The sequence below is a fragment of the Kineococcus auxinigenes genome, from assembly GCF_050871525.1.
Lineage (GTDB): Bacteria > Actinomycetota > Actinomycetes > Actinomycetales > Kineococcaceae > Kineococcus.
On sequence record NZ_JBKBCT010000008.1, the window covers coordinates 51152 to 75525 of the forward strand.

Here is a 24374-nt window from a genome sequence, read left to right on the forward strand (position 1 = left end):
ACCCTACGCACGCCCCGCCCGGGCCGCAGGGCGGCGCCCGGTCCGCGGGTCAGCCCGCCGAGGCCGTGAACCGCGAGTCGGGGTCCAGCCGGGTGAGCAGCCGTCCGCCCAGCTCGTCCAGCGCCGCGACGTCCTCGTCCCGCAGCACGTCGAGGACCAGGTGCCGCACCGCCTCCACGTGACCGGGCGCCGCGTCGGCGATCTTGCGGCGGCCCTCGTCGGTGAGGACGGCGAACTGCCCGCGGCCGTCGGCGGGATCGGCCTCCCGGCGCACCCAGCCGCGCTCCTCCAGCTTGCGCACCACGTGCGAGACGCGGGGGGCGGAGGAGTTCGTGCGCGCGGCGACCTCGCTCATCCGCAACCGGCCCGACGCCGACTCCGAGAGCATCGCCAGCACCATGTAGCCGGTGAGGGTGAGCTCGGCGTCGCGCTGCAGCTGCGAGTCCAGCGCCGCCGGCAGCAGCGTGATGACCGCCGCCAGCTTCAGCCACGCGCGCCGCTCGTCCGCGTCCAGCCAGCGGGGCTCCGGTGCCGCGTCTCCGTCCACCACGCCATGCTAGGGATCGGTTGCCCGAGCGAGGCGACGCCCGGTGGGCGCCACCGGGCTCAGGCGTGCAGCACGCGGTGGCCGGCGGCGCCCAGGGCCGCCACGACGGGGTCGTGCGGCGGGGCGTCGGTGACGACGCCGGCGACCTCCGCGAGCGGCAGCACGACGTGGGTGGAGGCGGTGCCGACCTTCTCGGAGCTGGCCAGCACGTACGTCTCGGCGGCGCGGGCGGCCAGGGCGCGCTTGAGCGCCGCCTCCTCGGCGTCGCCGGTCGTCAGGCCCGCGTCGGGGTGCACCCCGGTGACGCCGAGGAGGAACACGTCGGCGTGGACGCGGGCGGCCGCCTCGACGGTGGCGGCGCCGCAGGTGACGCCGGAGTGCTTGAACAGCCGCCCGCCGAGGACGAGGACCTCCGCGCGCGGGTGCGTCACGAGCGCGGCGGCCACCACGGGGCTGTGGGTGACGACGGTGACGTCCAGCGCCGGCGGCAGCGCGCGCGCCACGGCGAGCGCGGTGCTGCCGCCGTCGAGCAGGACCGTGCCCCCGGCCGGCAGCAGGCGCACGGCGGCCGCGGCCACGGCCCGCTTGCCGGTGGGGGCCAGGCCCGCGCGCGCGCCGAGGTCGGCGACGGCGGGGGAGGCGGGCAGGGCCCCGCCGTAGACGCGCTGGCACAGCCCGGCGGCGGCCAGCTCGCGCAGGTCGCGGCGGATCGTGTCCTCGGTGGTGCCGAGCTCGGCGGCCACCTCCTTGGCGACCACGCGCCCGTGGGCGCGCAGCCGTTCCAGGAGCTCGTCCCGCCGTTGCGCAGCCAGCACCCGATGCCTCCACAATTCTCCACGGTGTTCCGCGTTCTTGCGTAGTGTGCCGCACGTGACAGGTTCCCCGCTCCCACCCGCCCTCAGCTCCCGCCGACCCGGCGTCGACGTGCCCGACGCGCGCGGCCGCACCGGCCTGGACCGCGCCGGGCGCGACCTCACGGGCAACCCCGGCATCGTCGTGCGCGACGTGGAGGTCCTCGCCGCCGCCTGGCACGTGCTGCGCCGCACCACCTTCGACCACCGCCACCGCGACGGCCGCTGGAGCGTGCAGCAGCGCGAGACGTACGACCGCGGCGACGGCGCCACCGTCCTGCTGCACGACGTCGCCCGCCGCACCGTCCTGCTGACCCGCCAGTTCCGCTACCCCGCCTACGTCAACGGCCACCCCGACGGCCTGCTCGTGGAGACCGCCGCCGGCCTGGTGGAGGACGACGACCCGGCAACCGCGATCCGCCGCGAGGCCGCCGAGGAGCTCGGCGTCGAGGTCGGCGAGCTGGAGCACGTGTTCTCGCTGTGGACCAGCCCCGGCTCGGTCACCGAGCGCCTGCACTGCTACGCCGCGCCCTACACGCAGGCGTCGCGCACCGGCCCCGGCGGCGGGCTGGCCGAGGAGGGCGAGGACATCGAGGCGCTCGAGCTCGACGTCGACGACGCGCTCGCCGCCGTGCGCGACGGGCGCATCGCCGACGCCAAGACCGTCCTGCTGCTGCAGTGGTCGCTCCTGCACGGCCCGTTCGCCCCGGGCGCCCGCACGGGCGGGGAGGCCGCTGGCCGGGCCGACCGCTGAACCCGGCCCCGCTGAACCCGGCCGTCGGCGGTCCCGTTGGAGGGGACAGGACCGCCGACGGACAGGGGAACCCCGTGAGCAGCACCTCGACCACCGCCCACCCGGCCCGCCCGCCCGCGCCCCGGCGCCGCCGGTGGCCGTGGGTCCTGCTCGCCGTCCTCGCCGTCCTGGCCCTGCTCGCCGTGCTCGTCGGCCCCCGCCTCTACGCGCGGGTCCAGGAGGGCCGGGCCGCCGACCCGCTGAGCACCCCCGCCGCCGCCGGGGCCAGCACCCCGACCGACGCCGCCACCGACCCCGCCCTGGAGGGTGCCTGGAGCGTCACGGGCGGCACCGCCGGCTACCGCGTCGACGAGGTCCTCAACGGCCAGGACGTCACCGTCACCGGCCGCACCGAGCAGGTCGGCGGCGACCTCACCGTCACCGGCGGGCAGCTCACCGCCGCCACCGTCACCGTGGACCTCGCCTCGGTCGCCACCGACTCCGCCAACCGCGACGGGCAGTTCCGCCGGCTCCTCGGCGTCGAGGAGGACCCCACCGCCACCTTCACCCTCACCGGCCCCGTCCCGCTGGGCGGCCTCGACGTCGGCGCCGTCCTGTCCGTCACCCTGCCCGGCACCCTGGAGGTCGGCGGGCGCGAGGTCGCGGTCCAGGCCCCCGCCACCGTCGAGCGCACCGCCGCCGACGCCGTCACCGTCACCGGCGCCGTGCCCGTGACCTGGTCCGACCTCGGCGTGCAGGCCCCCGACCTGGGGTTCGTGTCCGTCGAGGACACCGGCACCGTGGAGTTCGCCGTCACCGCCGCCCCCGCCTGAGCCGAACCGCTGCGGGGCGGGCCCGCGGCCCGTAGGTTCTGCTCGTGGGACCTGCGGCGTCGCCGGCGGCGGAGCCTCCCGCGGCGGGCGGCGCCGCGGTCGAGGACGCCGTCCTGCTGCGCGCGCTGCAGGAGGTCTCCGAGGGGGTCATGGTCCTCGACGCCGCCGACTGGCGCGTCGTGCACGTCAACGACGCCGGGGCCGCCGTGCACGGGCTCCGCCCCGCCGACCTGCTGGGGCGGCCGCTCGGCGAGGTCTTCCCGCAGGCGGTCGGCTCGGAGTTCCACCGGCAGCTGCGCCGCACCCGCACCCACGCCGGCACCGTCGACTGGACCGGGCCCGTGCCCGGCAGCCACCTGCACGTGCACGCCCGCGCACGGCGCCTGGACGGCCTCGTGCTGTGCGCCTACCGGGACGTCACCCGTGAGCAGGTCCTGGAGCGCGAGCGCGACGAGCTGACCCGGTCCCTGCGCGAGACCGTCGAGCGCACCACCCGCCTGCTCGCCCTGTCCGAGGCCCTCACCGCCACCACCACCGTCGCCGACGTCGCCCGCGTGGTCGTCGACACCGCCCGCTCCGTGTTCGGCGCCGCCCACGCCGGGCTGTCCGTCGTGGACCACGAGCGCGGCGTCCTGCGCACCCCCTTCCTGGAGGAGCTGGCGCCCGGGGCCGTGGAGCGCTGGGAGGACCTGCCCCTGGACGGACCCGGCCCCGGCACCGCCGCCCTGCGCGAGCTGCGGCCCCGCTTCGAGGACGGCGACGCGCTGCGCGCTCGCTACCCGGAGCTCACCGAGCGCTGGGAGGTCGCCGACGTCAGCTACCTGGCCGCCGTCCCCCTCGTCGCCGCCGGGCGCGGCGTCGGCCTGCTGACCCTGGTGTGGTCGCGCGGCCGGCGCCTGGCCGTGGAGCACCGCGCCCTGCTGGAGGCGTCGGCCTCCTACGCCACCCAGGCGCTGCAGCGGGCGCTGCTGCTGGGCGAGCACACCGAGGTCGCCCGCACCCTGCAGCACGCCATGCTCACCGCGGAGCTGCCCCAGCCCGACGACCTGCACCTCGCCGCCCGCTACCTGCCCGCCCGCGCCGGCGCCCAGGTCGGCGGCGACTGGTACGACGCCGTCGTCCTGCCCAGCGGCTCCACCCTGCTCGTCATCGGCGACGTCACCGGCCACGACGTGGTGGCCGCCGCCGCCATGGGGCAGCTGCGCATCGCGCTGCGCGCCCTGGCCGTGGACCGCGACGACGGCCCGGTCGAGCTGCTGCGCCGGCTGGAGGCCGTCGTGGCCTCCCTCGGCGGCGAGCCCATCGTCGCCAGCTGCCTCGTCGGCCACGTCGAGCAGTCCGCCGCCGACCGCGCGGCCGGCCGCCGCGTCCTGCGCTGGGCCTGGGCCGGGCACCCGCCGCCGCTGCTCGTGCACGCCGACGGCCGCGTGGACGTCCTGGGGCCCGACAGCGACGTCCTGCTGGGGGTGCAGGCGGCCACCGGGCGCAGGGAGCACCTCGCCGACCTGCCCACGGGCAGCACCCTGCTGCTGTACACCGACGGCCTCGTCGAGCGCCGCGACTCCGACCTCGACACCGGCGTGGAGCGGCTGCGCGCCGCGGCCGGCGCCCTCGCCGGCGCCGCCGACGACGCCCTGGGCGCAGCCCTCGACGACCTGCTGGTCGCGGCCGAGCCCGCCGGCGGCGACGACGTGGCCGTCCTCGCGGTCCGCTTCGGCGCCCAGGACTGACGCGCACGCCGCGAGCGCCGCCTACGATCGTCCGTCGTGAGCCAGCAGGAGGAGCAGCAGCCGGTCGTCTTCGAGGGGCGCACGGGCACGGCCCACCCGATCACCACCTACGGCACGCCCGTGCTGCACCGCCGCTGCACCGAGGTCACCGCCTTCGACGACGCCCTCGTCCAGCTCGTCGCCGACATGTTCGCCTCCATGGCCGCCGCCGAGGGCGTGGGCCTGGCCGCCAACCAGATCGGCGTCGACGCGCGCGTCTTCGTCGTCGACTGCCCCGACCAGGACGGCGAGCACGTCGTCGCCCACGTCGTGAACCCCGTCCTGCACCTGCCCACCGGCCGCAAGCGCCGCCTCGACCTCGACGACGAGGGGTGCCTGTCGGTGCCCGGGCAGTACGCCGAGCTGGGCCGCCCGGACCGCTCCGAGGTCACCGGCGTCGACGTCCACGGCGCCCCCGTGCGCATCACGGGCACCGGCCTGCTGGCCCGCTGCCTGCAGCACGAGAGCGACCACCTCGACGGCGTCGTCTACGTCGACCGCCTGCCCGCCGGGCAGCGCGAGGAGATCCTCACCGCCGCCGGGCTGCCGACGCAGGCGCAGCGGTGAGCCGCACCAGCCCCGTCGTCCTGGGCATCGAGTCCAGCTGCGACGAGACCGGCGCCGGCCTGGTCAGCGACGGCGTCCTGCTCGGCGACGCCCTGGCCTCCAGCATGGACGCGCACGCCCGCTACGGCGGCGTCGTGCCCGAGGTCGCCGCCCGCGCCCACCTGGAGGCGATGGTCCCCGTCGTGCGGCAGGCCCTGGACGCCGCCTCGCTGGACCTCGCCGACGTCGACGCCGTCGCCGTCACCGCCGGGCCCGGCCTGTCCACCGCGGTGCAGGTGGGCCTGGCCTCCGCCAAGGCGCTCGCCTTCGCGATCGGCAAGCCGCTGTACGGGGTGCACCACCTCGCCGGGCACGCCGCCGTCGACGTCCTCGAGCACGGCCCGCTGCCGGCCCGCTGCGTCGCGCTCGTCGTCTCCGGCGGGCACACCTCCCTGCTGCTGCTCGGCGACCTGGGCCGCGAGCGCATCGTGCACCTGGGCGACACCACCGACGACGCCGCGGGGGAGGCGTTCGACAAGGTCGCGCGCGTCCTGGGCCTGGGCTACCCGGGCGGCCCCGCGATCGACCGCGCCGCCCGCGACGGCGACCCGCGCGCCATCGCCTTCCCCCGCGCCCTGTCCCGCCCGCAGGACCCCGCCTACGGGTTCTCCTTCTCCGGGCTGAAGACCGCGGTGGCGCGCTGGGTGGAGGCCCGCACCGACGCCGGCGGCGAGGTCCCCGTGGCCGACGTGGCCGCCTCCTTCCAGGAGGCCGTCGCCGACGTCCTGACCCGCAAGGCGGTGGCCGCCTGCCGCGAGCACGGCGTGGACGCGCTGCTGCTGGTCGGCGGGGTCGCCGCCAACACCCGGGTGCGCTCGCTGGCCGAGGAGCGCTGCGCGGCGGCGGGGCTGCAGCTGCGGGTGCCGCCGGTGCGGCTGTGCACCGACAACGGCGCCATGATCGCGGCGGTGGGGGACCTGCTCGTGCGCGCCGGGGCGCCCGCCTCGCCGCTGTCGCTGGCCGCCGACCCGTCGGCGCCGCTGACGGGGGCGCTGCTGGCCGGGCCCTGGGGCTGAGCGGGCACTCAGGGCCCGCCCGGCTCGTTGACGGGCCGTGGCCATCGAATACTCGAAGAAGCGCAACGAGCCGGACCCCGCGCCCTCCGGCGGCACCGGCGGCGGGATCTCCCTCAGCAAGGTGACGCTGACGAAGTCGGCGCCGAAGGTGTCGCTGACGAAGTCCGGCGGCGCCGGCGGCACCGTGAAGGTGCACCTGGCCTGGAACGCCCGCCCCGCGCAGGCGCCCTCCGGCGGGGGCGGCTTCCTGTCCAAGCTCAAGCAGGCCGCGACCGGCGCCTCCGGCGGCATCGACCTCGACCTGGGCGCCCTGTACGAGTTCAGCGACGGCTCCAAGGGCGTCGTGCAGGCCCTGGGCAACGCCTTCCGCGACCGCGGCCCCGGTGAGCCGCTGGTGTGGCTGGACGGCGACGACCGCCGCGGCGGCGGCGGCGAGAACCTCTACGTGGACCTGCGCGACCCGGCCCGGCTGAAGCGGGTGCTGGTGTTCGCGTTCATCTACGAGGGCGTGCCGAACTGGGCCGCCGCAGACGGCGTGGTGACCCTGCACCCGGTCGGCGGCCCCGAGATCGAGGTCCGCCTCGACGAGCACGACGACCGCTCGCCGATGTGCGCGATCGCGCAGATCGTCTCCGACGGGCGCGAGGTCTCCGTGCAGCGCGAGGTCCGCTACGTGCAGGGCGGGCAGCAGGCCCTGGACGAGGCGTACGGCTGGGGCATGCGCTGGCAGACCGGCCGCAAGTGAGCTGAGCGCCCCTGCCGCGGGCCTCAGGCCCGCGGCAGGGGCAGCGTCAGGACGGTCGCGCCGGACTCGTCGACCACCTCGAAGGCCCTCGCGTCCTCGCGCAGCACCGCCGCCTGCATGTCGCACGTCAGCTCCCGCGCGCCGACGCCGAGGAACTCCCCGGCCGGGCTGGTCGAGCCGTCCTCGGTGCGCACCAGCGCCCGGTAGGTGCGCCCCTCCTCGAAGCCGGCCGCCTCGAAGGTCACCTCCACCCCCCACGTGTGCGGCACCACGACCGCCGGCCCCGCGGCGCGCACGCCGTCCACGACCACCGTCAGCGGCAGCCGCTCCACCGCCACCGCGGGCGCCGGGTCCGGGCGCGTCAGCTCGTGCGTCAGACCCGCGGCCAGCACCGCCGCCACCGCTGCGGCGGCCGCCGGCACCAGCACCGCCCGCAGCCGCCCCCGCCGCGCCTCGCGGCGCTCGCGGGCCGCGCGCAGCACCGACTCCTCGCGCACCGCGCCCAGGACCCGCTCGCCCAGCTCCCGCGGCGGTGCCGACGGGCCGGGCAGCCGGGCCGGGTCGACCAGGCGCAGGTCGGCGGCGAGCGGCGCCAGCTCCGCCAGCTCCGCGCGGCAGCCCGCGCAGCCGTCCAGGTGCGCGCGCAGCCGCACGGCGTCCGCCCCCGGCAGCGCACCGAGGGCGTGCAGGCCGAGCATCTCGCGCAGCTCGCGGTGCGCGCCGGCGTCCGTCACGGCTGCACCCCCATCTCGTCCATCGCCACCCGCAGCGCCTTCAGCCCGTAGAACACCCGGCTGCGCACGGTCCCCACCGGGACGCCCAGCTCGGCGGCCACCTCGCCCGGCGGCCGGTCGCGCAGGTACGTCTCCACGATCGCCGTGCGGTGCTCGTCGGACAGCCGGCGCAGCGCCTCCTCCACCACCCACCCGCGCAGCAGCTGCTCGCCGGGGTCCTCCACGGGCTGCCCGGCGCCGTCCCCGGCCGCGTCGGCCACGTCCGCCACGAGCGCACCCTGCCAGGGCCGGGAGCCCGCCGCGCGCACGTGGTCCAGGACGGCGTTGCGGGCGATGGCGAACAGCCACACCCGCAGGCTCGCCAGCGACGGGTCGTAGCGGTCCGCGGCCCGCCAGGCGCGCAGGAACGTCTCCTGCACGACGTCCTGCGCCGCGGCGGCGTCGCCCAGGGAGCGCAGCACGAAGCGGTGCAGCTCGGCGCCGTGCGCCTCGTAGGCGCGCGCCACGTCCGCCTCGTCGTGCAGCCCGCCCGCGGCGGGCGGCACCGCGCGGCGTGCCTGCCGCAGTCCCATCGCGCTCCTCCGTCGTGGTGCCGGTGCGGCACCCGCTCCGTCGTGCCGGGTGCAGCGGCCCGGCGGCCCCCCTCCGGGCCGCCGGACCGCGCTCGGGGTCAGCGCAGCTGCAGCGCCAGGTCGGTCACCGCCGCGCGCAGGTGGCCCGTCGCGGTGGCCTCGCCCGTCAGCAGGGACACCTCGTGCACGACGGTCCGGCCCGCGTGCTCCCCGGTGCCCGGGACGACCGCGTAGCCGGTGGTGCCGGCGATGTCGAACCCGGCGTCGCCGGTCACGTCCACCCCCAGCGCCCCGGTGGCGGCCAGCGTGCCCGCGTTCGCGGGGGACTGCAGCGCCACCCGGTCGGTGGTGCCGTCGAGCACGAACAGCGTCGTCGCGGTGGACTCGTCGAGGTCGTTGTTCGTGTAGGCGGCGGCCACGACGCCGGTGGTGGTGCCCGCGGCCGGTGGGGTGCTCAGCGAGCCGTCCACGACGGTCGCCGCCCCGGGGGTGGCGAACGGCTGGCGCAGGTTCTGCCCGGTGTCGCTGACGACGCGCAGGGCGTTCGCGGCCGGGTTGAAGTCCACGCCGAAGCTGGTCCCCTCGAGGGGCACGCTCAGGCGCAGCACGGGCGTGGCGGTGGCGCGGTGCACGTCCAGGACGTACACGCCGCCGCGGTCCCCGACGCCGTAGACCCGCCGGTCCTGCACGCGCGCGTCGATGCCGACGAGCTCCGTGTCCTCCTGCAGGCCCGTCAGGGCGCCGGTCTCGCGCACCCCGCCGGGGTGGGTGGCCGAGAACGTGACGAGTCGGGTGCCGTCCACCAGCCCGACGGCGCGGAGGTGCCCGCCGTGCGAGCGCTCGGCGGAGCCCGCGTCCGCGGAGGCGGCTGCGGTGGGGGCGAGGACGACGGCTGCGGCTGCTGCGGCCGCGGTGAGAGCGGTACGGGTTCGCACGGTTTCCTCCTGGTCGTCGTGCCCGGCGTCCGTGCCGGGCTCGACGGTGCTTACGCGCCTCGCCCGGCCCGCGTTCACCGTGCGCCCTCCTCCTCCCGCGCGCCCACCGCGGACGGTGGCGGCCGAGGGGCGCGGCGGTGGGTAGCGTGGCGGCTCGTGACGACCGCGGCCCGCGCCGAACCCCGCACCTCCCCGGCCGCACCGGTCGCGATGGTCCTCGGCGCCGCCGCCAGCGTGCAGGTCGGCGCCACCGCCGCCAGCGCCCTGTTCCCCTCCGTCGGCGCCGCCGGCGCCGCCACCCTGCGCCTGCTGCTGGCCGCGCTCGTCATGGCCGTGGCGGTGCGGCCCCGCGCGTGGCGGTGGGACCGCCGGCAGCTGGGCCTGTCCGCGGCCTTCGGCGCCGTGCTGGCCGCGATGAACACCTCCTTCTACGCCGCCATCACCCACATCCCCCTCGGCGTGGCCGTCACCTGCGAGTTCCTCGGGCCCCTGGTGCTGTCCGCGGTGCTCACCCGCCGCCGCCGCGACCTGGTGTGGGTGGCCCTGGCGCTGGCCGGGGTCGTCGCGCTGGGTCTGGGCGGCGACGGCGAGGGCGGGACGCTCGAACCCGCCGGGGTGCTGCTGGCGCTGCTGGCCGGGGCGTTCTGGGCCGGGTACGTCCTGCTCAGCGCCCGCGTCGGCGCGGCCGTGCCCGGGCAGGGCGGCCTGGCCGTCGCCAGCGTCGTGGCCGGCGCGCTCGTCCTGCCGCTGGGCGCCGCCACCGCGGGCACCGACCTGCTGCACCCGCACGTCCTGCTGCTCGGCCTGGCCGCCGCCCTGATGTCCTCGGTGCTGCCGTACTCGCTGGAACTGGTGGCGCTGCGGCGCCTGCCCGAGCGCACCTTCGGGGTGCTGCTCAGCCTGGAACCGGCCATCGCCGCCGTCGTCGGCTGGCTGCTGCTGTCGCAGGCGCTGCCCGCCACTTCCGTGCTCGCCATCGCCGTCGTCGTGGTCGCCAGCGCCGGCGCCACCGCCACCGCCCGCCGTGAACCCGCCCCGGGCGGTGCGCTCGCCGATCCCGGTGTCGCCACGCACCTGCAGGACCGGGACGGTTAACCTCGCACCGCGCCCGCGGACCGGCGGCCGCACCACCGTTTGTCGAGGAGGACGACGATGACCACGACCGAGGGCACACCGCCGGTGCAGACGGTCGCCCCCGACCCGGAGTTCGCCGCCCGGGCCGTCGCCCAGGCCGACCTCTACGAGCGGGCCGCCGCCGACCGCCTCGGCTTCTGGGCCGAGCAGGCCCGCGAGCACGTCACCTGGGACACCGACTTCTCCGAGGTGCTGGACTTCTCGAACGCCCCGTTCGCGAAGTGGTTCGTCGGCGGGGAGCTCAACGTCGCGGTGAACTGCGTGGACCGCCACGTCGCCGCCGGGAACGGCGAGCGCGTCGCGATCCACTTCGAGGGCGAACCCGGCGACACCGCGTCGGTCACCTACGCCCAGCTGCAGGAGCAGGTCTGCCGCGCCGCCAACGCCCTGGCCGCCCTCGGCGTCGGCCCCGGCGACCGCGTCGCGATCTACCTGCCGATGCTCGTGGAGTCCGTCGTCGCGATGCTGGCGTGCGCGCGCCTGGGCGCGGCCCACTCGGTGGTGTTCGGCGGTTTCTCCGCCGACGCGCTGCACTCGCGCATCGTGGACGCCGAGGCGAAGCTCGTCATCACCTGCGACGGCAGCTACCGCCGCGGCAAGCCGACCACCCTCAAGCCCGCCGTGGACGCGGCGCTGGCCAAGGGCGCCCCCAGCGTCACGAACGTGCTCGTCGTCCAGCGCAACGGCGAGGCCGTGGACTGGTCCGAGGGCCGCGACGTGTGGTGGCACGAGGCGCTGGAGGCGGCCTCCCCCGAGCACGAGGCGCAGGCGTTCGACGCCGAGCAGCCGCTGTTCATCCTCTACACCTCCGGCACCACCGGGAAGCCCAAGGGCATCCTGCACACCTCCGGCGGGTACCTGGTGCAGACGGCGTTCACCACCCGCAACGTCTTCGACATCCAGCCCGAGCGGGACGTGTACTGGTGCACCGCCGACGTCGGCTGGGTCACCGGCCACAGCTACGTCGTCTACGGGCCGCTGGCCAACGGCATGACCCAGGTCGTCTACGAGGGAACCCCCGACACCCCCGACAAGGACCGCTGGTGGTCCATCGTCGAGAAGTACGGCGTCACCGTCCTCTACACGGCGCCCACCGCGATCCGCACCTGCATGAAGTGGGGCGAGGAGTTCCCCGCCCGCCACGACCTGAGCAGCCTGCGGGTGCTGGGCAGCGTGGGCGAGAACATCAACCCCGAGGCGTGGAACTGGTACCGGCGCGTCATCGGCTCCGGCCGCACGCCCATCGCCGACACCTGGTGGCAGACCGAGACCGGTGCCCACATGATCGCCCCGCTGCCCGGGGTGACGACCCTCAAGCCCGGCTCCGCGCAGGTCCCGGTCCCCGGGATCGTCGCCGAGGTCGTCGACGACGCCGGCGAGCCCGTCGGGCACGGCCAGGCCGGCTACCTGGTGCTCACCGAGCCGTGGCCGGCGATGCTGCGCGGCATCTGGGGCGACGAGCAGCGGTTCAAGGACACCTACTGGGCGCGCTTCCCCGGCAAGTACTTCGCCGGCGACGGCGCCAAGCGGGACGAGGACGGCGACATCTGGCTGCTCGGGCGCGTCGACGACGTCATGAACGTCTCCGGGCACCGGTTGTCCACCGCGGAGATCGAGTCCGCGCTCGTCTCGCACCCCGACGTCGCCGAGGCCGCCGTCGTCGGCGCCACCGACGAGACCACCGGCCAGGCCGTGGTCGCCTTCGTCATCCTGCGCGGCGGCCACGAGCAGGGCCCGGACACGGTGGCGCAGTTGCGCGAGCACGTCGGCAAGGAGATCGGCCCCATCGCCAAGCCCAGGTCGATCATGGTGGTGGCGGAGCTGCCGAAGACCCGCTCCGGCAAGATCATGCGACGGCTGCTGCGCGACGTCGCCGAGCACCGCCCCACCGGGGACGTCACCACCCTGACCGACTCCTCGGTGATGGACTCCATCCGCTCGGGCATGAGCGCCGGCGACTGACCCGCACAGCACCTCCACCGCACCCGCCCCGGTCCCCGGCCCGGGGCGGGCGCGCGTGCGGCACCCTCGACAGGTGCACCGGACCGCCCCGCGCCCCCGCCGCCCCTCCGCCGACGTCGTCACCGCCGTCGCCACCGCGGGTGCCGCCGCCGGGGCCGTCGTCGTCGCCACCCCGGAGTGGTTCGGGCTGGCCGGCACCCCGCCGTTCGCGTGGGCGGTGCCGTTCCGGGTGCCGCTGGGCCTGGGCCTGGCGGCGCTCGCCGGTGTCGGCGGCCTCGCCGGGCTGCGGTGGCGGCGCGCACTGCCGGCGGCCGCCGCGGTCGCGGTGGTGGCCGCCGCCTCGCTGACCGTCACCGCCCACCGCGGGCTGTCCGCCGGTGAGCTGCCGCCCGCCCTGGACGGCGACGTGACCGTCGTGGCCTCCAACGTGCTGCACGCCCGCGCCGACCGGGACGCGGTGGCCGCGCTCGTGGTGGACGCCGGCGCCCAGGTCGTGTCCCTGCCGGAGGCGACCCGCGCGTACGCCGAGGACGTCGCCGCCAGGGTGGAGGCCGCCTCCGGCAGGGACCTGCAGGTCTTCTTCACCGGGGACCGCGGCGGGCGCGCCGAGGAGGGCACCGCCCTGCTCGTGGGCGCGGAGCTCGGCGAGTACCGGCAGACCGACGACTTCGCCGGCAGCGCCACCGCCGTCACCACGGCCGTGCCGGTCTCCGGGGACGGCCCGCCGCTGGCCGCCGTGCACACCACGGCCCCCGTGCCCGGGAACCTGCGCGAGTGGTCGCGCGAGGTGCCGGCCGTGAGCGAGTGGTGCGCCGCGCACCCGGGCGCGCTGGCCGCCGGGGACTTCAACGCCACAGTGGACCACCCCGGCCTGGGGGCGGAGGGCGGCTGCGTGGACGCCGGCGCCGCCACCGGCACCGGTGCGCGCGGCACGTGGCCCTCCGACGTGCCGGCCGTGCTGGGCGCCACCATCGACCACGCCCTCGCCGACGGTTCCGCGTGGCGGGCGGTGGGCACCAGCGTGCGCGACGTGCCCGGCACCGACCACCGCGCGCTGGTGGCCCGCTGGCGCCCCACCGCGTGAGCGTGACGTCGTGACCGGTGGCGCGTGACGCTGGGTGCCGCGCCGCCCGGGGGCGGTGACACCGGTGCTCCGCGCGGGGGACACCCGCCGCGGCCGGGGGTGATCTCGCCGAGAACGCCCCCCTCGAGGGGGGCATTCCCCTAGGGTCGGGCAACGGCCGCCGCTCGTCCCCCCCGGCGAGCACGGCCTCGGCGTCGCCGTCGGTCCCCCCACCGGCGGCGACGCGCTCCACGCACCCGCGCGCCCGTCCCGCCCGCCCCGTAGGGTTCTCCCGGCACACCGGCACCGCGCGCGGTGGCAGTGAGGAGGACCCATGACAACCACGGACGGCCGCGGGGCCACGGCCGCGTCGACGCTGAAGGCGCCGACCGCCCCCGAGCGCACCGTCGGCCAGCTCGTCGCCGACGCCACCAAGGACGTGTCCGAGCTGGTCCGCTACGAGGTGGCCCTGGCCAAGGCCGAGATCACCGCCGACGTCAAGAACGGCGCCCTGGGCGGCGGCCTGTTCGCGGTGGCGGGCGTCTTCGGCTTCGTCGCGTTCGTCTTCCTGGGCGTCACGGTCGCCTACGCCCTCGTCGAGGGGGCCGGCTGGCCGGTGTGGCTGTCCTTCCTGGTCGTGGCCGCGGTGATGCTGCTGATCGCCGGTGCCCTCGCCGCCGTCGGCTTCGGGCGCCTGAAGAAGGTCGGCCCGCCGCAGCGCACCATCCGCTCCACCAAGGAGACCATCGCCGCCGTCAAGGCCTCGGCGACCGGCAAGCCGGTGGCCAAGACCATCACCGGCTCCTCCGCCGCGCGCCCCAGCATCGGGCACTGACGCGGCCCGCCGTGGCCGCACCCGCCACCGACGTCTCGGCGGTCCTCGTCGAGGGGCCGTGGCGGCACCGCCTCGTCGCGGCCCACGGCGCCCGCTTCCACGTCGCCGAGCTCGGCGAGGGCCCGCTGGTGCTGCTGCTGCACGGCTTCCCGCAGTTCTGGTGGGCGTGGCGGGCCCAGCTCGTCGCGCTCGCCGCGGCCGGGTACCGCGCCGTGGCGATGGACCTGCGCGGCTACGGCGCCAGCGACAAGCCCCCGCGCGGCTACGACACGCCCACCTCGGCGGCCGACGTGGCGGCGCTGGTGCGCGCGCTGGGCGAGCGCGACGCGTTCGTCGTCGGGCACGGCGTCTCCGGGCGCACCGCGTGGGCGCTGCCCTCGCTGCACCCCGAGCAGGTGCGCGGCATCGCCGTCGTCGGGGCCGCGCACCCGCTGCTGTCGCGGCAGGTGCTCCTGGAGCGGGCCCGGCGCGGCGCACCCGCCGGTGCGGGGGCCGGCCTGCGGGCGACGGCCGCGGCCCTGACCCGCCAGCTGCCGGTGCTGCCGGAGCACCGCCTCGTGCACGGCGACGGGGTGGAGCAGGTGCTGCGCGCGCGCTCGGCGCCGGGGTGGCCCGCGCCGCAGGACGTGCAGCGCTACACCGAGGCGATCCGGGTGCCGTTCGTGGCGCACTCGGCGCTGGAGTACCACCGCTGGATCGCGCGTTCGGCGGTGCGCGCGGACGGCAGGCGCCTGGCCGCTGCGCTGCGCGGGGGCGTGCGCGTGCCGGTGCTGCAGGTGCGCGGCGAGCTGGACCCCACGGTGGGCACCGCCGCGCTGGAGGCGGCGGAGCGCTACGCGCACGGCCCGCACCGCCTCGTGCAGGTGCCTGGCGCCGGTCACCACGTGCCCGAGGAGGCGCCGGAGCGCCTCACCGCCGTCCTGGCCGGCTGGCTCGCCCGGTTCTGACCCCTCCCCTCCCGGGCGGAAACCGTTGTTCCCGCCCTCCGAGGGGGTCGTACGGGGGCGGGAACGATGGTTTCCGCCCGCGAGGAGAGGGGCGGATTCACTCGGCGGTGCAGGCCCCGGTCGGCACCTCGGCCCTCGACGAGCCCGCCTCGGCGAGCACCGCGTCCAGCTCCACCGGGGTCAGCGCGTACCCGGTGTAGGGGTCGTCCAGGCTCTTGGCGAAGACCACGCCGGCGACCTGCCCGTCCTCGGTGAGCAGCGGCCCGCCGGAGTTGCCCGGCTGCACCTGCGAGTACACCGAGTACACGCGGCGCACGACCGCGGCCGCGTCGTACACGTCGCGGCCCTGGGCGCTGACCACCTCGCGCACCCGCGCGGTCGCCAGCGTGTACGGGCCGTCCAGGGGGAAGCCGGCGACGACCGCGGCGGCCCCGCGCTCCAGCTCCGGCGAGCGCGGCAGCGCCGGAACGGCCAGCCCCGGCACGTCCAGCACCGCGAGGTCCCGCGCCGGGTCGTAGGCGACCACGGTGGCGGGGTAGCGGCGCCCCGCGCCCTGCGGCTGCACCAGGGGGTCGTCCACCCCGGCGACCACGTGCGCGTTCGTGACGACCCGCGCCGAGCCGTCGAGGCGCTCGGCGACGAAGCCGCTGCCCTCCAGCCCGCGCGAGCAGTCGTCCGCCACCCCGGTGACCTTCACGACGCTGCCCTGCGCGGCCCGCAGGCCCGCCGTGTCCGGGACGGTGGAGGCCGGCGGGTCCACCGGGGTGATCGGCTCGGCGTCCAGCCCGGCGAACACGCGCGGGAAGCCCGTGGTGCGCGCCGCCGACCAGAACCGGCCCACGAGGGCGTCGGCGTCGGCGGGCACCGCGGCGTCCACCGCGCCCACCACCCGCGAGCCGCCCACCGCGGAGACGACCGCCGGCAGCGGGGCGGTGCGTGCCGCCCCGGCCACCACCCACACCACCAGCAGCGTCGCCACGCCCCCCGCGAGCGCGCCCAGCAGGGAGTCCGCCAGCCGCGCCGGCCGCCACCGCACCAGGCGCCGCAACCGCACCGCCAGCGCTCCCAGCAGCAGCCGGCCCACCACGGCCAGGGCGAGCGTGCCCAGCACCACCACCAGCGCCGGGCGCACCCCGGGCGCCCAGTCCCGCACCACGTCCGGCAGCAGGACGATCCCGGCGGCCGCCCCGCCGACCAGCCCCACCAGGCTCGCCAGGCCGACCAGCAGCCCCTCGCGGTACCCGGCCACCAGCTGCACCAGCAGCAGCACGGCGAGCAGCACGTCCAGGACGAGGGAGCCGCTCACGCCCGCGCCCAGCGCAGCGCCTCGTCGAGCGTGAGCTCGGCGGTGCCGGGACCGGCCGTGCCCGCGGGCAGCAGGCCGCCCAGGTCGAGCACGCGCACCAGCACCTCCGCGGTGAATCCCCACACCAGCAGGCCCCGCACGGCGAACGCCGGGCCCGTGTACCCGCCGGGACCGCGCAGGCGGCGCACCGCGACCGGGGCGAGCAGCTCGGCCAGCGGCACCCGCTCCACGCGGGCCACCTCGGCGGCATCGCGCACCCCCACCGGCCCGGGGTCGCGCCAGTGCGCCACCACCGGGGTCACCGCGTGCCGCGAGTGCGCCAGCAGCAGCCGCGGCAGCTCCCCGAGCACGTCCACGCCGGCGGGGTCCAGGCCCGTCTCCTCGGCGGCCTCCCGCAGCGCGGTGCCGGCGGGGGAGGGGTCCGCGGGATCGCTGCGCCCGCCGGGGAAGGCGACCTGCCCGGAGTGCTGGCGCAGGGTGCCGGCGCGCTCGGTGAGCAGCACCTCCGGCCCGGTGGGCCCGTCGGCGAGCAGCACGAGCACGGCGGCGTCGCGGGCGCCGGGTTGCGCCCCGCGCCGGTCCTCGCGCCAGTCCAGGTCGGCCTCGGTGACGGTGGGCAGCCGCTCGGCCAGCGGGCGCAGCCAGCCCGGCAGGACGCCCGCGCCGCTCACGGGGCGACCGGCACGGCCGCCGCACCGGCGGCGCCCGCGTCGCTCACGGGCGCGGCCGGCCCGCGCACCAGCTTCGCCGCGCGCACCGGGTCGGTCTCCCCGGTGCCGTACGACGGGCACAGCCGCGCCACCGGGCAGGCCCCGCACGCCGGCTTGCGGCTGTGGCAGGTGCGCCGCCCGTGGAAGATCACCCGGTGGTTGAACATCGTCCAGTCCTTGCGGGGCAGCAGTTCCGCGAGGTCGGACTCCACCTTCACGGGGTCCTCGTGCCGGGTGAACCCCAGCCGCCGCGACAGGCGCCCCACGTGGGTGTCCACCGTCAGCCCCGGCACGCCGAAGGCGTCGCCCAGGACGACGTTGGCGGTCTTGCGCCCCACGCCCGGCAGCCGCACGAGGTCCTCCCGCCGCCCGGGCACCCGCCCGCCGTGGTCGGCGACCAGCGCGGCGGACAGCCGCAGCAGCGCGTCGGCCTTCGCGCGGAAGAACCCGGTCGGCAGCACGACCGCCTCCAGCTCGGCGCGCTCGGCCCCGGCCAGGTCCGCCGGCTCCGGCCAGCGGGCGAACAGCTCCGGCGTCACCGTGTTCACCCGCGCGTCCGTGCACTGCGCCGACAGCACGGTCGCCACCAGCAGCTGGAAGGGCGTGGTGAAGTCCAGCTCGCAGTGCGCGTCCGGGTAGCGCTCGGCCAGCAGCCGGTGGACCTTGCGGGCGCGGCGGGTGCGGGCCAGCGGGGTCTCCGCCTCCGCGTCGAGGACGGCCCTGGACGTGCTGCTCACACCGTCGAGGTTACGTGCCGGCCCGGACACCGCCCCGGTGCGAGCGGGTGAGGGCGCCGGGCGAGCGGGTGACGCCGCCGCGCTGGCGGGTGACGGCGGCGGGCGGGCGGGTGACGCGCGCGTCCGGACCGTCAAGGCGCGCACCGCCCGGGACGACACGACGCCCATGCCAGGAGCAGACGGGCACCAGCCCGACCCGACCACCGCCAGCACCACCGCGGGCGCCGCCGCGGGCGCGCTGCTGCCCGAGGAGCCCTCCGCCGACGACCTGCCCGGGGCCCTGCACGACCTGCTCGCCGAGGTCGCCGGCGCGGACACCGCACCGCGCGACGCCGGCGCGGTGGACCGCGAGCTGCGCGAGCTGCCGCTGCCGGCCCTGCGCCGGCGCCGCGAGCTGCTGCTGGAGGAGGTCCGACGGGCCGGGCAGTGGACGCGCCTGGTGCGCGCCCGGCGGGACCTGCTCGTCGCCGCGACCGTGGGCACGGACGCGCTGGAGGTTCCCCTCGAGGCCGGCTCGCACGGCGGTCCCCTCGAGGCGCACCTGGCCGCGCAGGCGCCCGCGGCGGGCGGGCCGGCGCTGGGCGACCCCGACCAGCTGCTGCGCGGCCTGGTCCTGCCCGCGGGGCGCGCCGGATCCGGCGGGATCGCCGGTGGGCTGCGCTCCCTGGCGGCCGCCGCCCGCCGCCTGGGAGCCTACGAGGACGCCCTGGAGGCCGAGCTGGAGCTGGTCACCGAGGCCCTGCTGCGCCGCTACCGCGAACTGGTGGCACCGGTGTCCCGCGCGGCGCGCTGACGCGCCCGGCGCGACCGCCCGAGCCGTCGGCGACCTCGTGCGGCAGACTGGGGGACCGTGCGCCCGGCCGGGCGCGCGAGCCGCACAGGGAGGTTCCTCGGTGGAGCACGCGCAGAGCGACGGCGTCGCGGGCGCCGAGAGCCTGGGGGACGTCGTCCGTCGCGCGCCGCTGTTCGCCGCCCTGGACGACGACGCCTCCGCCGAGCTGCTGCAGTCCATGGAGGCCGTGCACCTCGAGCGCGGTGAGCAGGTCTTCGCCGAGGGGGAGCCGGGCGACCGCGTGTACGTGGTGCGCACCGGGAAGATCAAGCTGGTGCGCAGCTGGCCGGACGGGCGCGAGAACCTCCTGGCCGTCATGGGCCCGGGGGAGATGTTCGGGGAGCTGTCCCTCTTCGACCCCGGCCCGCGCACCAGCTCGGCGCGCGCGGTGTCCGAGGCCGACCTCATCGCCCTGCAGCACGACGACATGATGGCCTGGCTGAGCCGCCGCCCCGAGGTCGCCAAGCACCTGCTGCAGGCGCTGGCGCAGCGGCTGCGCCGCACCAACGTCACCCTGGCCGACCTCGTCTTCACCGACGTGCCGGGCCGCGTCGCCAAGGCCCTGCTGGACCTCTCGCGCCGCTTCGGCCGCCCCATCGCGGACGGCCTGCTCGTGGCGCACGACCTCACCCAGGAGGAGCTGGCCCAGCTGGTGGGCGCCTCCCGCGAGACGGTCAACAAGGCGCTGGCGGACTTCGCCTCCCGCGGCTGGCTGCGCCTGGAGGCCCGCGCGGTGGTGCTGCACGACGTCGAGCGGCTCACCCGCCGCGCCCGCTGACCCCACCCGCTCAGCCGGGCAGGTCCACCCCGAGGTGGCGCAGGTGCGCGCGCACCGACAGCAGCGCGGCGTCGGCCAGCGGACCGTCCAGCGGCCCGTGCACGGCCACGGCGACCGCCCCCGCGTCCGCGGCGCCGGACTCCACCGCCGCGCGCACCTGCTCCAGCCGCTGCAGGCGGTGCGAGAGCTGGGCGGTCAGCGCGGCGCGCGCGTCGGTGCGCTCGGGCCCGTGGCCCGGCAGCAGGACGCGCACGCCCTCTTCGGCGTCCAGCGACAGCAGCCGCCGCAGCGAGGCCAGGTGCGCGCCGAGGTCCCCGTCGGCCGCCAGGACGGTGCTGCCGCGGCCCAGCACGGTGTCGCCCGTCAGCAGGGAACCCTCGCCGGCCACCAGCAGCGAGACCGAGTCCGCGGTGTGACCGGGGGTGCGCAGCACCCGCAGCCGGAGCCCCTCCACCTCCAGCACCTCGGCGTCGGCGGCGTCGGCCGCGCGCAGCACCTCCACCGGGCCGGCCTGCGCCGCGAACGCGTCCAGCCCCCCGGCGTGGTCGTCGTGGTGGTGGGTGGTGACGACGAGGGCGCAGCGCAGCCGTCGCCGCGCCAGCTCGTCCAGGACGGCCGCGCGGTGCCCGGCGTCGTCCGGGCCGGGGTCGACGACCACGGCGGTGCGGGCGCCGGGCTCGGCCAGCACCCACGTGGCCGTGCCCTCCAGCGTCATCGGCCCGGGGTTGGGCGCGAGGACCCGGGTGGCCCGGTCGGTCACCGGGCCACCCGTCGCCGCGGCGGTGGCGTCCACGCCCGTGTCAGCCCCGGACCCGCACGGTGACCTCGACCTCCACGGGGGAGTCCAGGGGCAGCACCGCCACGCCCACGGCGCTGCGGGCGTGCCGGCCTGCGTCGCCGAAGACCTCGCCGAGCAGCTCGCTGGCGCCGTTGGCGACGGCGGGCTGCCCGGTGAACGCCGGGTCGCTGGCCACGAACACCACGACCTTCACGACGGCCTCGACCTCGTCCAGGCCCCCGGCGGCGCTCGCGGCGGCGGCGAGCGCGTTCAGCGCCGCCGTGCGGGCGAGCTGCTGGGCGGTCACGGGGTCGACGAGCCCGTCGCCCTGACCGACCTTGCCGGTCGCGGGCAGCTCGCCGCCGGTGAACGGCAGCTGCCCGGACGTGTGCACCAGGTCGCCGGTGCGCACGGCCGGGACGTAGGCGGCCACGGGGGCCGGCACGTCCGGCAGGCTCAGGCCGAGCCCGGCCAGGCGCTCGGTGGGCGTGGTGCTCACGCGCCGGTGGGGCGCTTGAGGTAGGCGACGAGGCCGTTGCCGTCCGGGCCGGTCACCACCTGCACGAGCTCCCAGCCGTCGGAGCCCCACTGGTCGAGGATCTGCTTCGTCGCGTGCACGATGAGCGGGACGGTCGCGTACTCCCAGGTCGTCATGGCCGCCACCGTAGTGGCGCCCGGCCCGGTGCGCGGGTGCGGCCGTCCCGCCCGGCCGGGCTCAGACGGCCTGCAGGACGTCCCCGTCCGCGCCGGCGGGGGCGCTGGTGCCCGAGCCGGTGACGGTGCCGGCGGCGGTGGCCAGGTGCGCGTCGCGCGCCGCCTCCAGCAGCCGCCGCCAGGAGACCACGTTCGGGCGGCGCTTGAGCAGCGCGCGCCGCTCGCGCTCGGTCATCCCGCCCCACACGCCGAACTCGACGCGGCTGTCCAGGGCGTCCGCGAGGCACTCGGTGCGCACCGGGCACCCCCCGCAGATCGCTTTCGCGCGGTTCTGCGCCGAACCCTGCACGAACAGCTCGTCCGCTGCGGCGGACTTGCACGCCCCGCGACCGGCCCACTCCAACGTCCAGACCATCGACGGCCCCTCCCCGTCACGTCCCCCCGCGGACCACCGCGCCGCGGTGGTTCCCCCCGGGGGGGACGACCCTGTGAATCCCCCTGACGCCCCGCGAGGGGGCGTCCCCGCAGCGTAGGGTCGGTGGGGGCAGCTGCGTCAGAGCCATTCGGTACCAGAACCGCTAGTCCGTTGGGGCTAGTCCGGTCCACGGCGCGTGATCGGTGCCCCCCGGCGGGGGGACAGCGCCCCGCGGCGCGGGCCGGGGATCGTGCGCAGCGCCCGTGGAGGTCCTGCGAGTGCCCGGACTCGTCGCCCCCGGCGTCTACCCTGCTGGTATGGCGTCTGGTTCCACGCACCGTCCGGTCTTCCGCCTGCTCGGTGCCTTCACGGCGGTGAGCGCCGCCGCGGGGGTCCTCGCGGCCGGGCTCGTCGTGCCCGCCGTGGCCGCCACCGGCAGCGCCGCCCGGATGGGCGTGGAGGTGTTCAACGACCTGCCCGCCGAGCTGGGCGACCAGAAGCTGTCCGAGGCCACCACGATCCTGTGGGCGGACGCCACGGTCATGGCGCGGGTGTACGACCAGAACCGCTCGGTGGTCTCCTTCGACCAGATCGCCCCGGTGATGCGCGACGCGATCGTCTCCATCGAGGACGAGCGCTTCTACGAGCACGGCGCCGTGGACATCCAGGGCATCGCCCGCGCCCTGGTCTCCAACGCCGGCGGCGGCGGCACGCAGGGCGCCTCCACGCTGACGCAGCAGTACGTGAAGAACGTCCTGGTGGAGCAGGCCGTGGAGGAGGGCGACGCCGAGGCCGCCGCCGCCGCGGTGGACGCCGACGGCGTGGACGGCTACGCCCGCAAGCTGCGCGAGATGAAGCTCGCGGTGGGCGTGGAGAAGGAGATGAGCAAGGACGAGATCCTCGCCGCCTACCTGAACGTCGCGTACTTCTACAACAACGTGTACGGCATCGAGGCCGCCGCGCAGTACTACTTCTCCAAGCCGGCCTCGGAGCTGGCGCTGCACGAGGCGGCCCTGCTGGCCGGCCTGGTGCAGAACCCCGCCGGTTACAACCCGGCGGAGAAGGAGGAGGCGGCCATCGGCCGCCGCAACGTCGTGCTCGGCCAGATGCTCAAGCTCGGCAAGATCGACCAGGCCGCCCACGACGCGGCCGTGGCCGCGCCCCTCGGCCTGGTCCTGCAGCCCTCCCGGCAGGGGTGCCTGGCGGCGGCGTCGGCGGCGTACTTCTGCGACTACGTCACCCACGTCGTCGCGCAGGACCCGGCGTTCGGCGAGACGGTGGAGGAGCGCCAGGAGCTGCTGCGCCGCGGCGGCCTGACCATCAGGACCACCCTGGACCCGACCGTCCAGCGGATCACCCAGGAGGCGGTGAACGCGGGCGTGAACCCCGGGCAGTCGGCGCGCTCGGCGGCCTCCGTGGTGGAGCCGGGCACGGGGAAGATCCTCGCGATGGCGCAGGACACCACCTACTCGGTCGACGAGGACGTCATCGGCCACACCACGCTGAACTACAACGTCAGCAAGGACATGGGTGGCGGCAACGGGTTCCAGCAGGGTTCGACGTTCAAGCCGTTCACGCTGGCCACCTGGCTGAAGGCGGGCCGCTCCCTGGACTCCGTGGTGGCCTCCCCCCGCTCCGGCTCGGACCCGATCAGCGCGTTCACGGCCTGCGGCTCGAAGATCCGCAGCGGCGACACCTACACGTACTACAACTCCGAGAGCAGCAGCTCCGGCTCGATGACGGTGCGCCGCGCCACCTCCCACTCGGTGAACACCGCGTACGTGTCGATGGAGAAGCAGCTCGACATCTGCGACATCGCCGCGACCGCGCAGTCCCTGGGCGTCTACAAGGCGTCCGCCACGAAGAACTTCCTCACCGGCGAGGTGAACCGGAACCTCGACCAGAACCCGTCGATGACGCTGGGCACGAACCTCGTGACCCCGCTGTCGATCGCCGGGGCGTACGCGGCGTTCGCCGCCGAGGGCACGTTCTGCAAGCCCACCGCGATCACCGAGGTGCTGGACACCGAGGGCGAGCCGCTGCCGGTGCCGTCCGCGGACTGCAAGCAGGTGCTGGACCCGAACATCGCCCGCAACGTCACCGAGGCCCTGGAGGGCGGCTGGCAGAGCGGCACCGCCCGCGGCGTGGAGCGCATCGGCCGCCCGGTGGCCAGCAAGACGGGCACCACGAACGACAGCGCCGACGTCTGGTTCGCCGCCTACACCCCGCAGCTCGCCGCGGCGGTGTGGGTCGGGCACGCCAGCGGCACCGACTCGCTGAACGGCGAGCGCATCAACGGCAAGCGCTACCGCCGCGTGTACGGCGCGACGATCCCCGGCCCGATCTGGGCGAACATCGTCGGTCCGGCCTCCGAGGCGCTGAACCTGCCGGAGGAGGACTTCACCCCCGGCACCAACGAGGGCCTGCGGACGACCACCACCAACGGCCGGGTGCAGGTGCCCAACGTCGTGGGCCGCAGCGTCTCCTCCGCCACCAGGGTCCTGGAGGCCGCCGGGTTCGAGGTCAGCGTGTCCTCGCGGCGGGTGACGTCCAGCTCCATCGACGAGGGCCTGGTGGCGCGGCAGAGCGCCCGCTCGGCCTCGGCGGGCGCGACGATCACCCTGACCCGCAGCGCCGGCGCCCCGGCCCCCGAGCCGGAGCCGGAGGAGACCACCCAGGAGCCCTCGCCCACCTCGCAGGCGCCGGAGCCGTCGGAGAGCACGTCGCCGGCCGCGGCGGCGGTGGAGCTGCCCGAGGGCATCGCCGAGGAGCTGGAGCAGGGCCTGGAGGACCTGCGGGCGGTGCTGCCGACGCCGCAGACCGGTCGCGGCTGACCTCGCGGGAACGGCGGAGGGGGTGGGTCCGGGTGGACCCACCCCCTC

At 77.0% G+C, this 24374-nt stretch carries 26 protein-coding genes; 14 read left to right on the forward strand and 12 right to left on the reverse strand.

Annotated elements, in window-relative coordinates:
* Positions 1–49: 49 nt before the first annotated feature.
* Positions 50–547, reverse strand: coding sequence for a MarR family winged helix-turn-helix transcriptional regulator (locus tag ACRYR9_RS04730; RefSeq protein ID WP_432497238.1), 498 nt, complete (start codon positions 545–547; stop codon positions 50–52).
* Between the two features lie 59 nt (positions 548–606).
* On the reverse strand, positions 607–1362 hold the full coding sequence (locus tag ACRYR9_RS04735) for a DeoR/GlpR family DNA-binding transcription regulator (protein WP_432497236.1): 756 nt from the start codon (positions 1360–1362) through the stop codon (positions 607–609).
* 55 nt (positions 1363–1417) lie between these two features.
* Between ACRYR9_RS04735 and ACRYR9_RS04740 the strand changes: the two genes are divergently transcribed.
* The 6 genes from ACRYR9_RS04740 (at position 1418) to ACRYR9_RS04765 (ending at position 7100) form a co-directional block, all read left to right on the forward strand.
* Positions 1418–2152, forward strand: coding sequence for an NUDIX domain-containing protein (locus tag ACRYR9_RS04740; protein WP_432497233.1), 735 nt, complete (start codon positions 1418–1420; stop codon positions 2150–2152).
* 74 nt (positions 2153–2226) lie between these two features.
* Positions 2227–2964, forward strand: a complete 738-nt coding sequence (locus ACRYR9_RS04745; protein ID WP_432497230.1) for a YceI family protein — start codon at positions 2227–2229, stop codon at positions 2962–2964.
* A 44-nt stretch (positions 2965–3008) separates the two neighbouring features.
* Positions 3009–4694 carry a PP2C family protein-serine/threonine phosphatase gene (locus ACRYR9_RS04750; protein ID WP_432497228.1) on the forward strand — a complete coding sequence of 562 codons (1686 nt, stop codon included), beginning with the start codon at positions 3009–3011 and terminating at the stop codon, positions 4692–4694.
* A gap of 36 nt (positions 4695–4730) precedes the next feature.
* Positions 4731–5300 (forward strand): peptide deformylase, encoded by a 570-nt coding sequence (def, locus tag ACRYR9_RS04755; RefSeq protein WP_432497226.1) that lies wholly within the window; start codon positions 4731–4733, stop codon positions 5298–5300.
* Entirely contained in the window at positions 5297–6355 is a 1059-nt protein-coding gene (gene tsaD, locus ACRYR9_RS04760; protein ID WP_432497223.1) for a tRNA (adenosine(37)-N6)-threonylcarbamoyltransferase complex transferase subunit TsaD, read from the forward strand. The genes def and tsaD overlap by 4 nt, the downstream gene beginning before the upstream one ends.
* 37 nt (positions 6356–6392) lie before the next feature.
* Positions 6393–7100: a TerD family protein gene (locus ACRYR9_RS04765; protein WP_432497220.1), complete on the forward strand. Its 708-nt coding sequence runs from the start codon at positions 6393–6395 to the stop codon at positions 7098–7100.
* Between the two features lie 23 nt (positions 7101–7123).
* Here the strand turns inward: ACRYR9_RS04765 and ACRYR9_RS04770 are convergent, their stop codons facing one another.
* The 3 genes from ACRYR9_RS04770 to ACRYR9_RS04780 all read right to left on the reverse strand — a co-directional run bounded on the left by ACRYR9_RS04770 (position 7124) and on the right by ACRYR9_RS04780 (position 9341).
* The gene (locus ACRYR9_RS04770) at positions 7124–7834 is read right to left on the reverse strand and encodes an anti-sigma factor (protein ID WP_432497217.1); all 711 of its coding nucleotides are present in this window, start codon (positions 7832–7834) and stop codon (positions 7124–7126) included.
* Positions 7831–8406, reverse strand: coding sequence for a sigma-70 family RNA polymerase sigma factor (locus ACRYR9_RS04775; protein ID WP_432497215.1), 576 nt, complete (start codon positions 8404–8406; stop codon positions 7831–7833). Before ACRYR9_RS04775 ends, ACRYR9_RS04770 begins: the two co-directional genes overlap by 4 nt.
* A 98-nt stretch (positions 8407–8504) precedes the next feature.
* On the reverse strand, positions 8505–9341 hold the full coding sequence (locus ACRYR9_RS04780) for a DUF4394 domain-containing protein (RefSeq protein ID WP_432497213.1): 837 nt from the start codon (positions 9339–9341) through the stop codon (positions 8505–8507).
* A 156-nt stretch (positions 9342–9497) separates the two neighbouring features.
* On the opposite strand from ACRYR9_RS04780, the gene ACRYR9_RS04785 reads away from it, so the two are divergent.
* The 5 genes from ACRYR9_RS04785 (at position 9498) to ACRYR9_RS04805 (ending at position 15282) form a co-directional block, all read left to right on the forward strand.
* On the forward strand, positions 9498–10436 hold the full coding sequence (locus ACRYR9_RS04785; protein ID WP_432497210.1) for an EamA family transporter: 939 nt from the start codon (positions 9498–9500) through the stop codon (positions 10434–10436).
* 57 nt (positions 10437–10493) lie between these two features.
* Positions 10494–12437 carry an acetate--CoA ligase gene (gene acs, locus ACRYR9_RS04790; RefSeq protein WP_432497207.1) on the forward strand — a complete coding sequence of 648 codons (1944 nt, stop codon included), beginning with the start codon at positions 10494–10496 and terminating at the stop codon, positions 12435–12437.
* Positions 12438–12510: 73 nt separating this feature from the next.
* Positions 12511–13521, forward strand: a complete 1011-nt coding sequence (locus ACRYR9_RS04795) for an endonuclease/exonuclease/phosphatase family protein (RefSeq protein WP_432497204.1) — start codon at positions 12511–12513, stop codon at positions 13519–13521.
* A 313-nt stretch (positions 13522–13834) separates the two neighbouring features.
* A complete protein-coding gene (locus tag ACRYR9_RS04800) occupies positions 13835–14335 on the forward strand; it encodes a phage holin family protein (RefSeq protein WP_432497202.1) in 501 nt (166 codons plus the stop codon).
* 11 nt (positions 14336–14346) lie between these two features.
* Positions 14347–15282 (forward strand): alpha/beta fold hydrolase, encoded by a 936-nt coding sequence (locus ACRYR9_RS04805; RefSeq protein WP_432497200.1) that lies wholly within the window; start codon positions 14347–14349, stop codon positions 15280–15282.
* Between the two features lie 97 nt (positions 15283–15379).
* On the opposite strand, the gene ACRYR9_RS04810 is transcribed toward ACRYR9_RS04805, so the two are convergent.
* The 3 genes from ACRYR9_RS04810 to nth are packed head-to-tail and all read right to left on the reverse strand — an operon-like array spanning position 15380 to position 18035.
* Positions 15380–16588, reverse strand: a complete 1209-nt coding sequence (locus ACRYR9_RS04810) for a MarP family serine protease (protein WP_432497197.1) — start codon at positions 16586–16588, stop codon at positions 15380–15382.
* Complete coding sequence (locus ACRYR9_RS04815; RefSeq protein ID WP_432497195.1) at positions 16585–17259, reverse strand: NUDIX hydrolase; 675 nt, start codon at positions 17257–17259, stop codon at positions 16585–16587. Before ACRYR9_RS04815 ends, ACRYR9_RS04810 begins: the two co-directional genes overlap by 4 nt.
* Positions 17256–18035, reverse strand: a complete 780-nt coding sequence (gene nth, locus ACRYR9_RS04820; RefSeq protein ID WP_432497192.1) for an endonuclease III — start codon at positions 18033–18035, stop codon at positions 17256–17258. The genes ACRYR9_RS04815 and nth overlap by 4 nt, the downstream gene beginning before the upstream one ends.
* On the opposite strand from nth, the gene ACRYR9_RS04825 reads away from it, so the two are divergent.
* Both ACRYR9_RS04825 and ACRYR9_RS04830 read left to right on the forward strand, forming a co-directional pair.
* Positions 18025–18828 carry a hypothetical protein gene (locus ACRYR9_RS04825; protein ID WP_432508940.1) on the forward strand — a complete coding sequence of 268 codons (804 nt, stop codon included), beginning with the start codon at positions 18025–18027 and terminating at the stop codon, positions 18826–18828. The genes nth and ACRYR9_RS04825 overlap by 11 nt on opposite strands.
* Positions 18829–18970: 142 nt before the next feature.
* A complete protein-coding gene (locus ACRYR9_RS04830) occupies positions 18971–19645 on the forward strand; it encodes a Crp/Fnr family transcriptional regulator (protein WP_432497249.1) in 675 nt (224 codons plus the stop codon).
* A 10-nt stretch (positions 19646–19655) separates the two neighbouring features.
* On the opposite strand, the gene ACRYR9_RS04835 is transcribed toward ACRYR9_RS04830, so the two are convergent.
* The 4 genes from ACRYR9_RS04835 to ACRYR9_RS04850 form a co-directional block, all read right to left on the reverse strand.
* A complete protein-coding gene (locus tag ACRYR9_RS04835) occupies positions 19656–20360 on the reverse strand; it encodes an MBL fold metallo-hydrolase (protein ID WP_432497246.1) in 705 nt (234 codons plus the stop codon).
* Between the two features lie 85 nt (positions 20361–20445).
* Entirely contained in the window at positions 20446–20922 is a 477-nt protein-coding gene (locus ACRYR9_RS04840; protein WP_432497187.1) for a RidA family protein, read from the reverse strand.
* Positions 20919–21077 (reverse strand): DUF4177 domain-containing protein, encoded by a 159-nt coding sequence (locus ACRYR9_RS04845; protein WP_166611200.1) that lies wholly within the window; start codon positions 21075–21077, stop codon positions 20919–20921. The genes ACRYR9_RS04840 and ACRYR9_RS04845 overlap by 4 nt, the downstream gene beginning before the upstream one ends.
* 61 nt (positions 21078–21138) lie before the next feature.
* On the reverse strand, positions 21139–21492 hold the full coding sequence (locus ACRYR9_RS04850) for a WhiB family transcriptional regulator (RefSeq protein ID WP_432497184.1): 354 nt from the start codon (positions 21490–21492) through the stop codon (positions 21139–21141).
* A 317-nt stretch (positions 21493–21809) separates the two neighbouring features.
* Between ACRYR9_RS04850 and ACRYR9_RS04855 the strand changes: the two genes are divergently transcribed.
* A complete protein-coding gene (locus tag ACRYR9_RS04855) occupies positions 21810–24326 on the forward strand; it encodes a penicillin-binding protein (RefSeq protein ID WP_432497181.1) in 2517 nt (838 codons plus the stop codon).
* Positions 24327–24374 lie beyond the last annotated feature (48 nt).

Bases quoted from the DNA above. Each gene is read 5' to 3' on its own strand.
- ACRYR9_RS04775 (WP_432497215.1), bottom strand. From the start codon at position 8,406: ATGGGACTGCGGCAGGCACGCCGCGCGGTGCCGCCCGCCGCGGGCGGG.
- acs (WP_432497207.1), top strand. From the start codon at position 10,494: ATGACCACGACCGAGGGCACACCGCCGGTGCAGACGGTCGCCCCCGAC.
- ACRYR9_RS04800 (WP_432497202.1), top strand. From the start codon at position 13,835: ATGACAACCACGGACGGCCGCGGGGCCACGGCCGCGTCGACGCTGAAG.
- ACRYR9_RS04835 (WP_432497246.1), bottom strand. From the start codon at position 20,360: ATGACGCTGGAGGGCACGGCCACGTGGGTGCTGGCCGAGCCCGGCGCC.
- ACRYR9_RS04845 (WP_166611200.1), bottom strand. From the start codon at position 21,077: ATGACGACCTGGGAGTACGCGACCGTCCCGCTCATCGTGCACGCGACG.
- ACRYR9_RS04850 (WP_432497184.1), bottom strand. From the start codon at position 21,492: ATGGTCTGGACGTTGGAGTGGGCCGGTCGCGGGGCGTGCAAGTCCGCC.
- ACRYR9_RS04855 (WP_432497181.1), top strand. From the start codon at position 21,810: ATGGCGTCTGGTTCCACGCACCGTCCGGTCTTCCGCCTGCTCGGTGCC.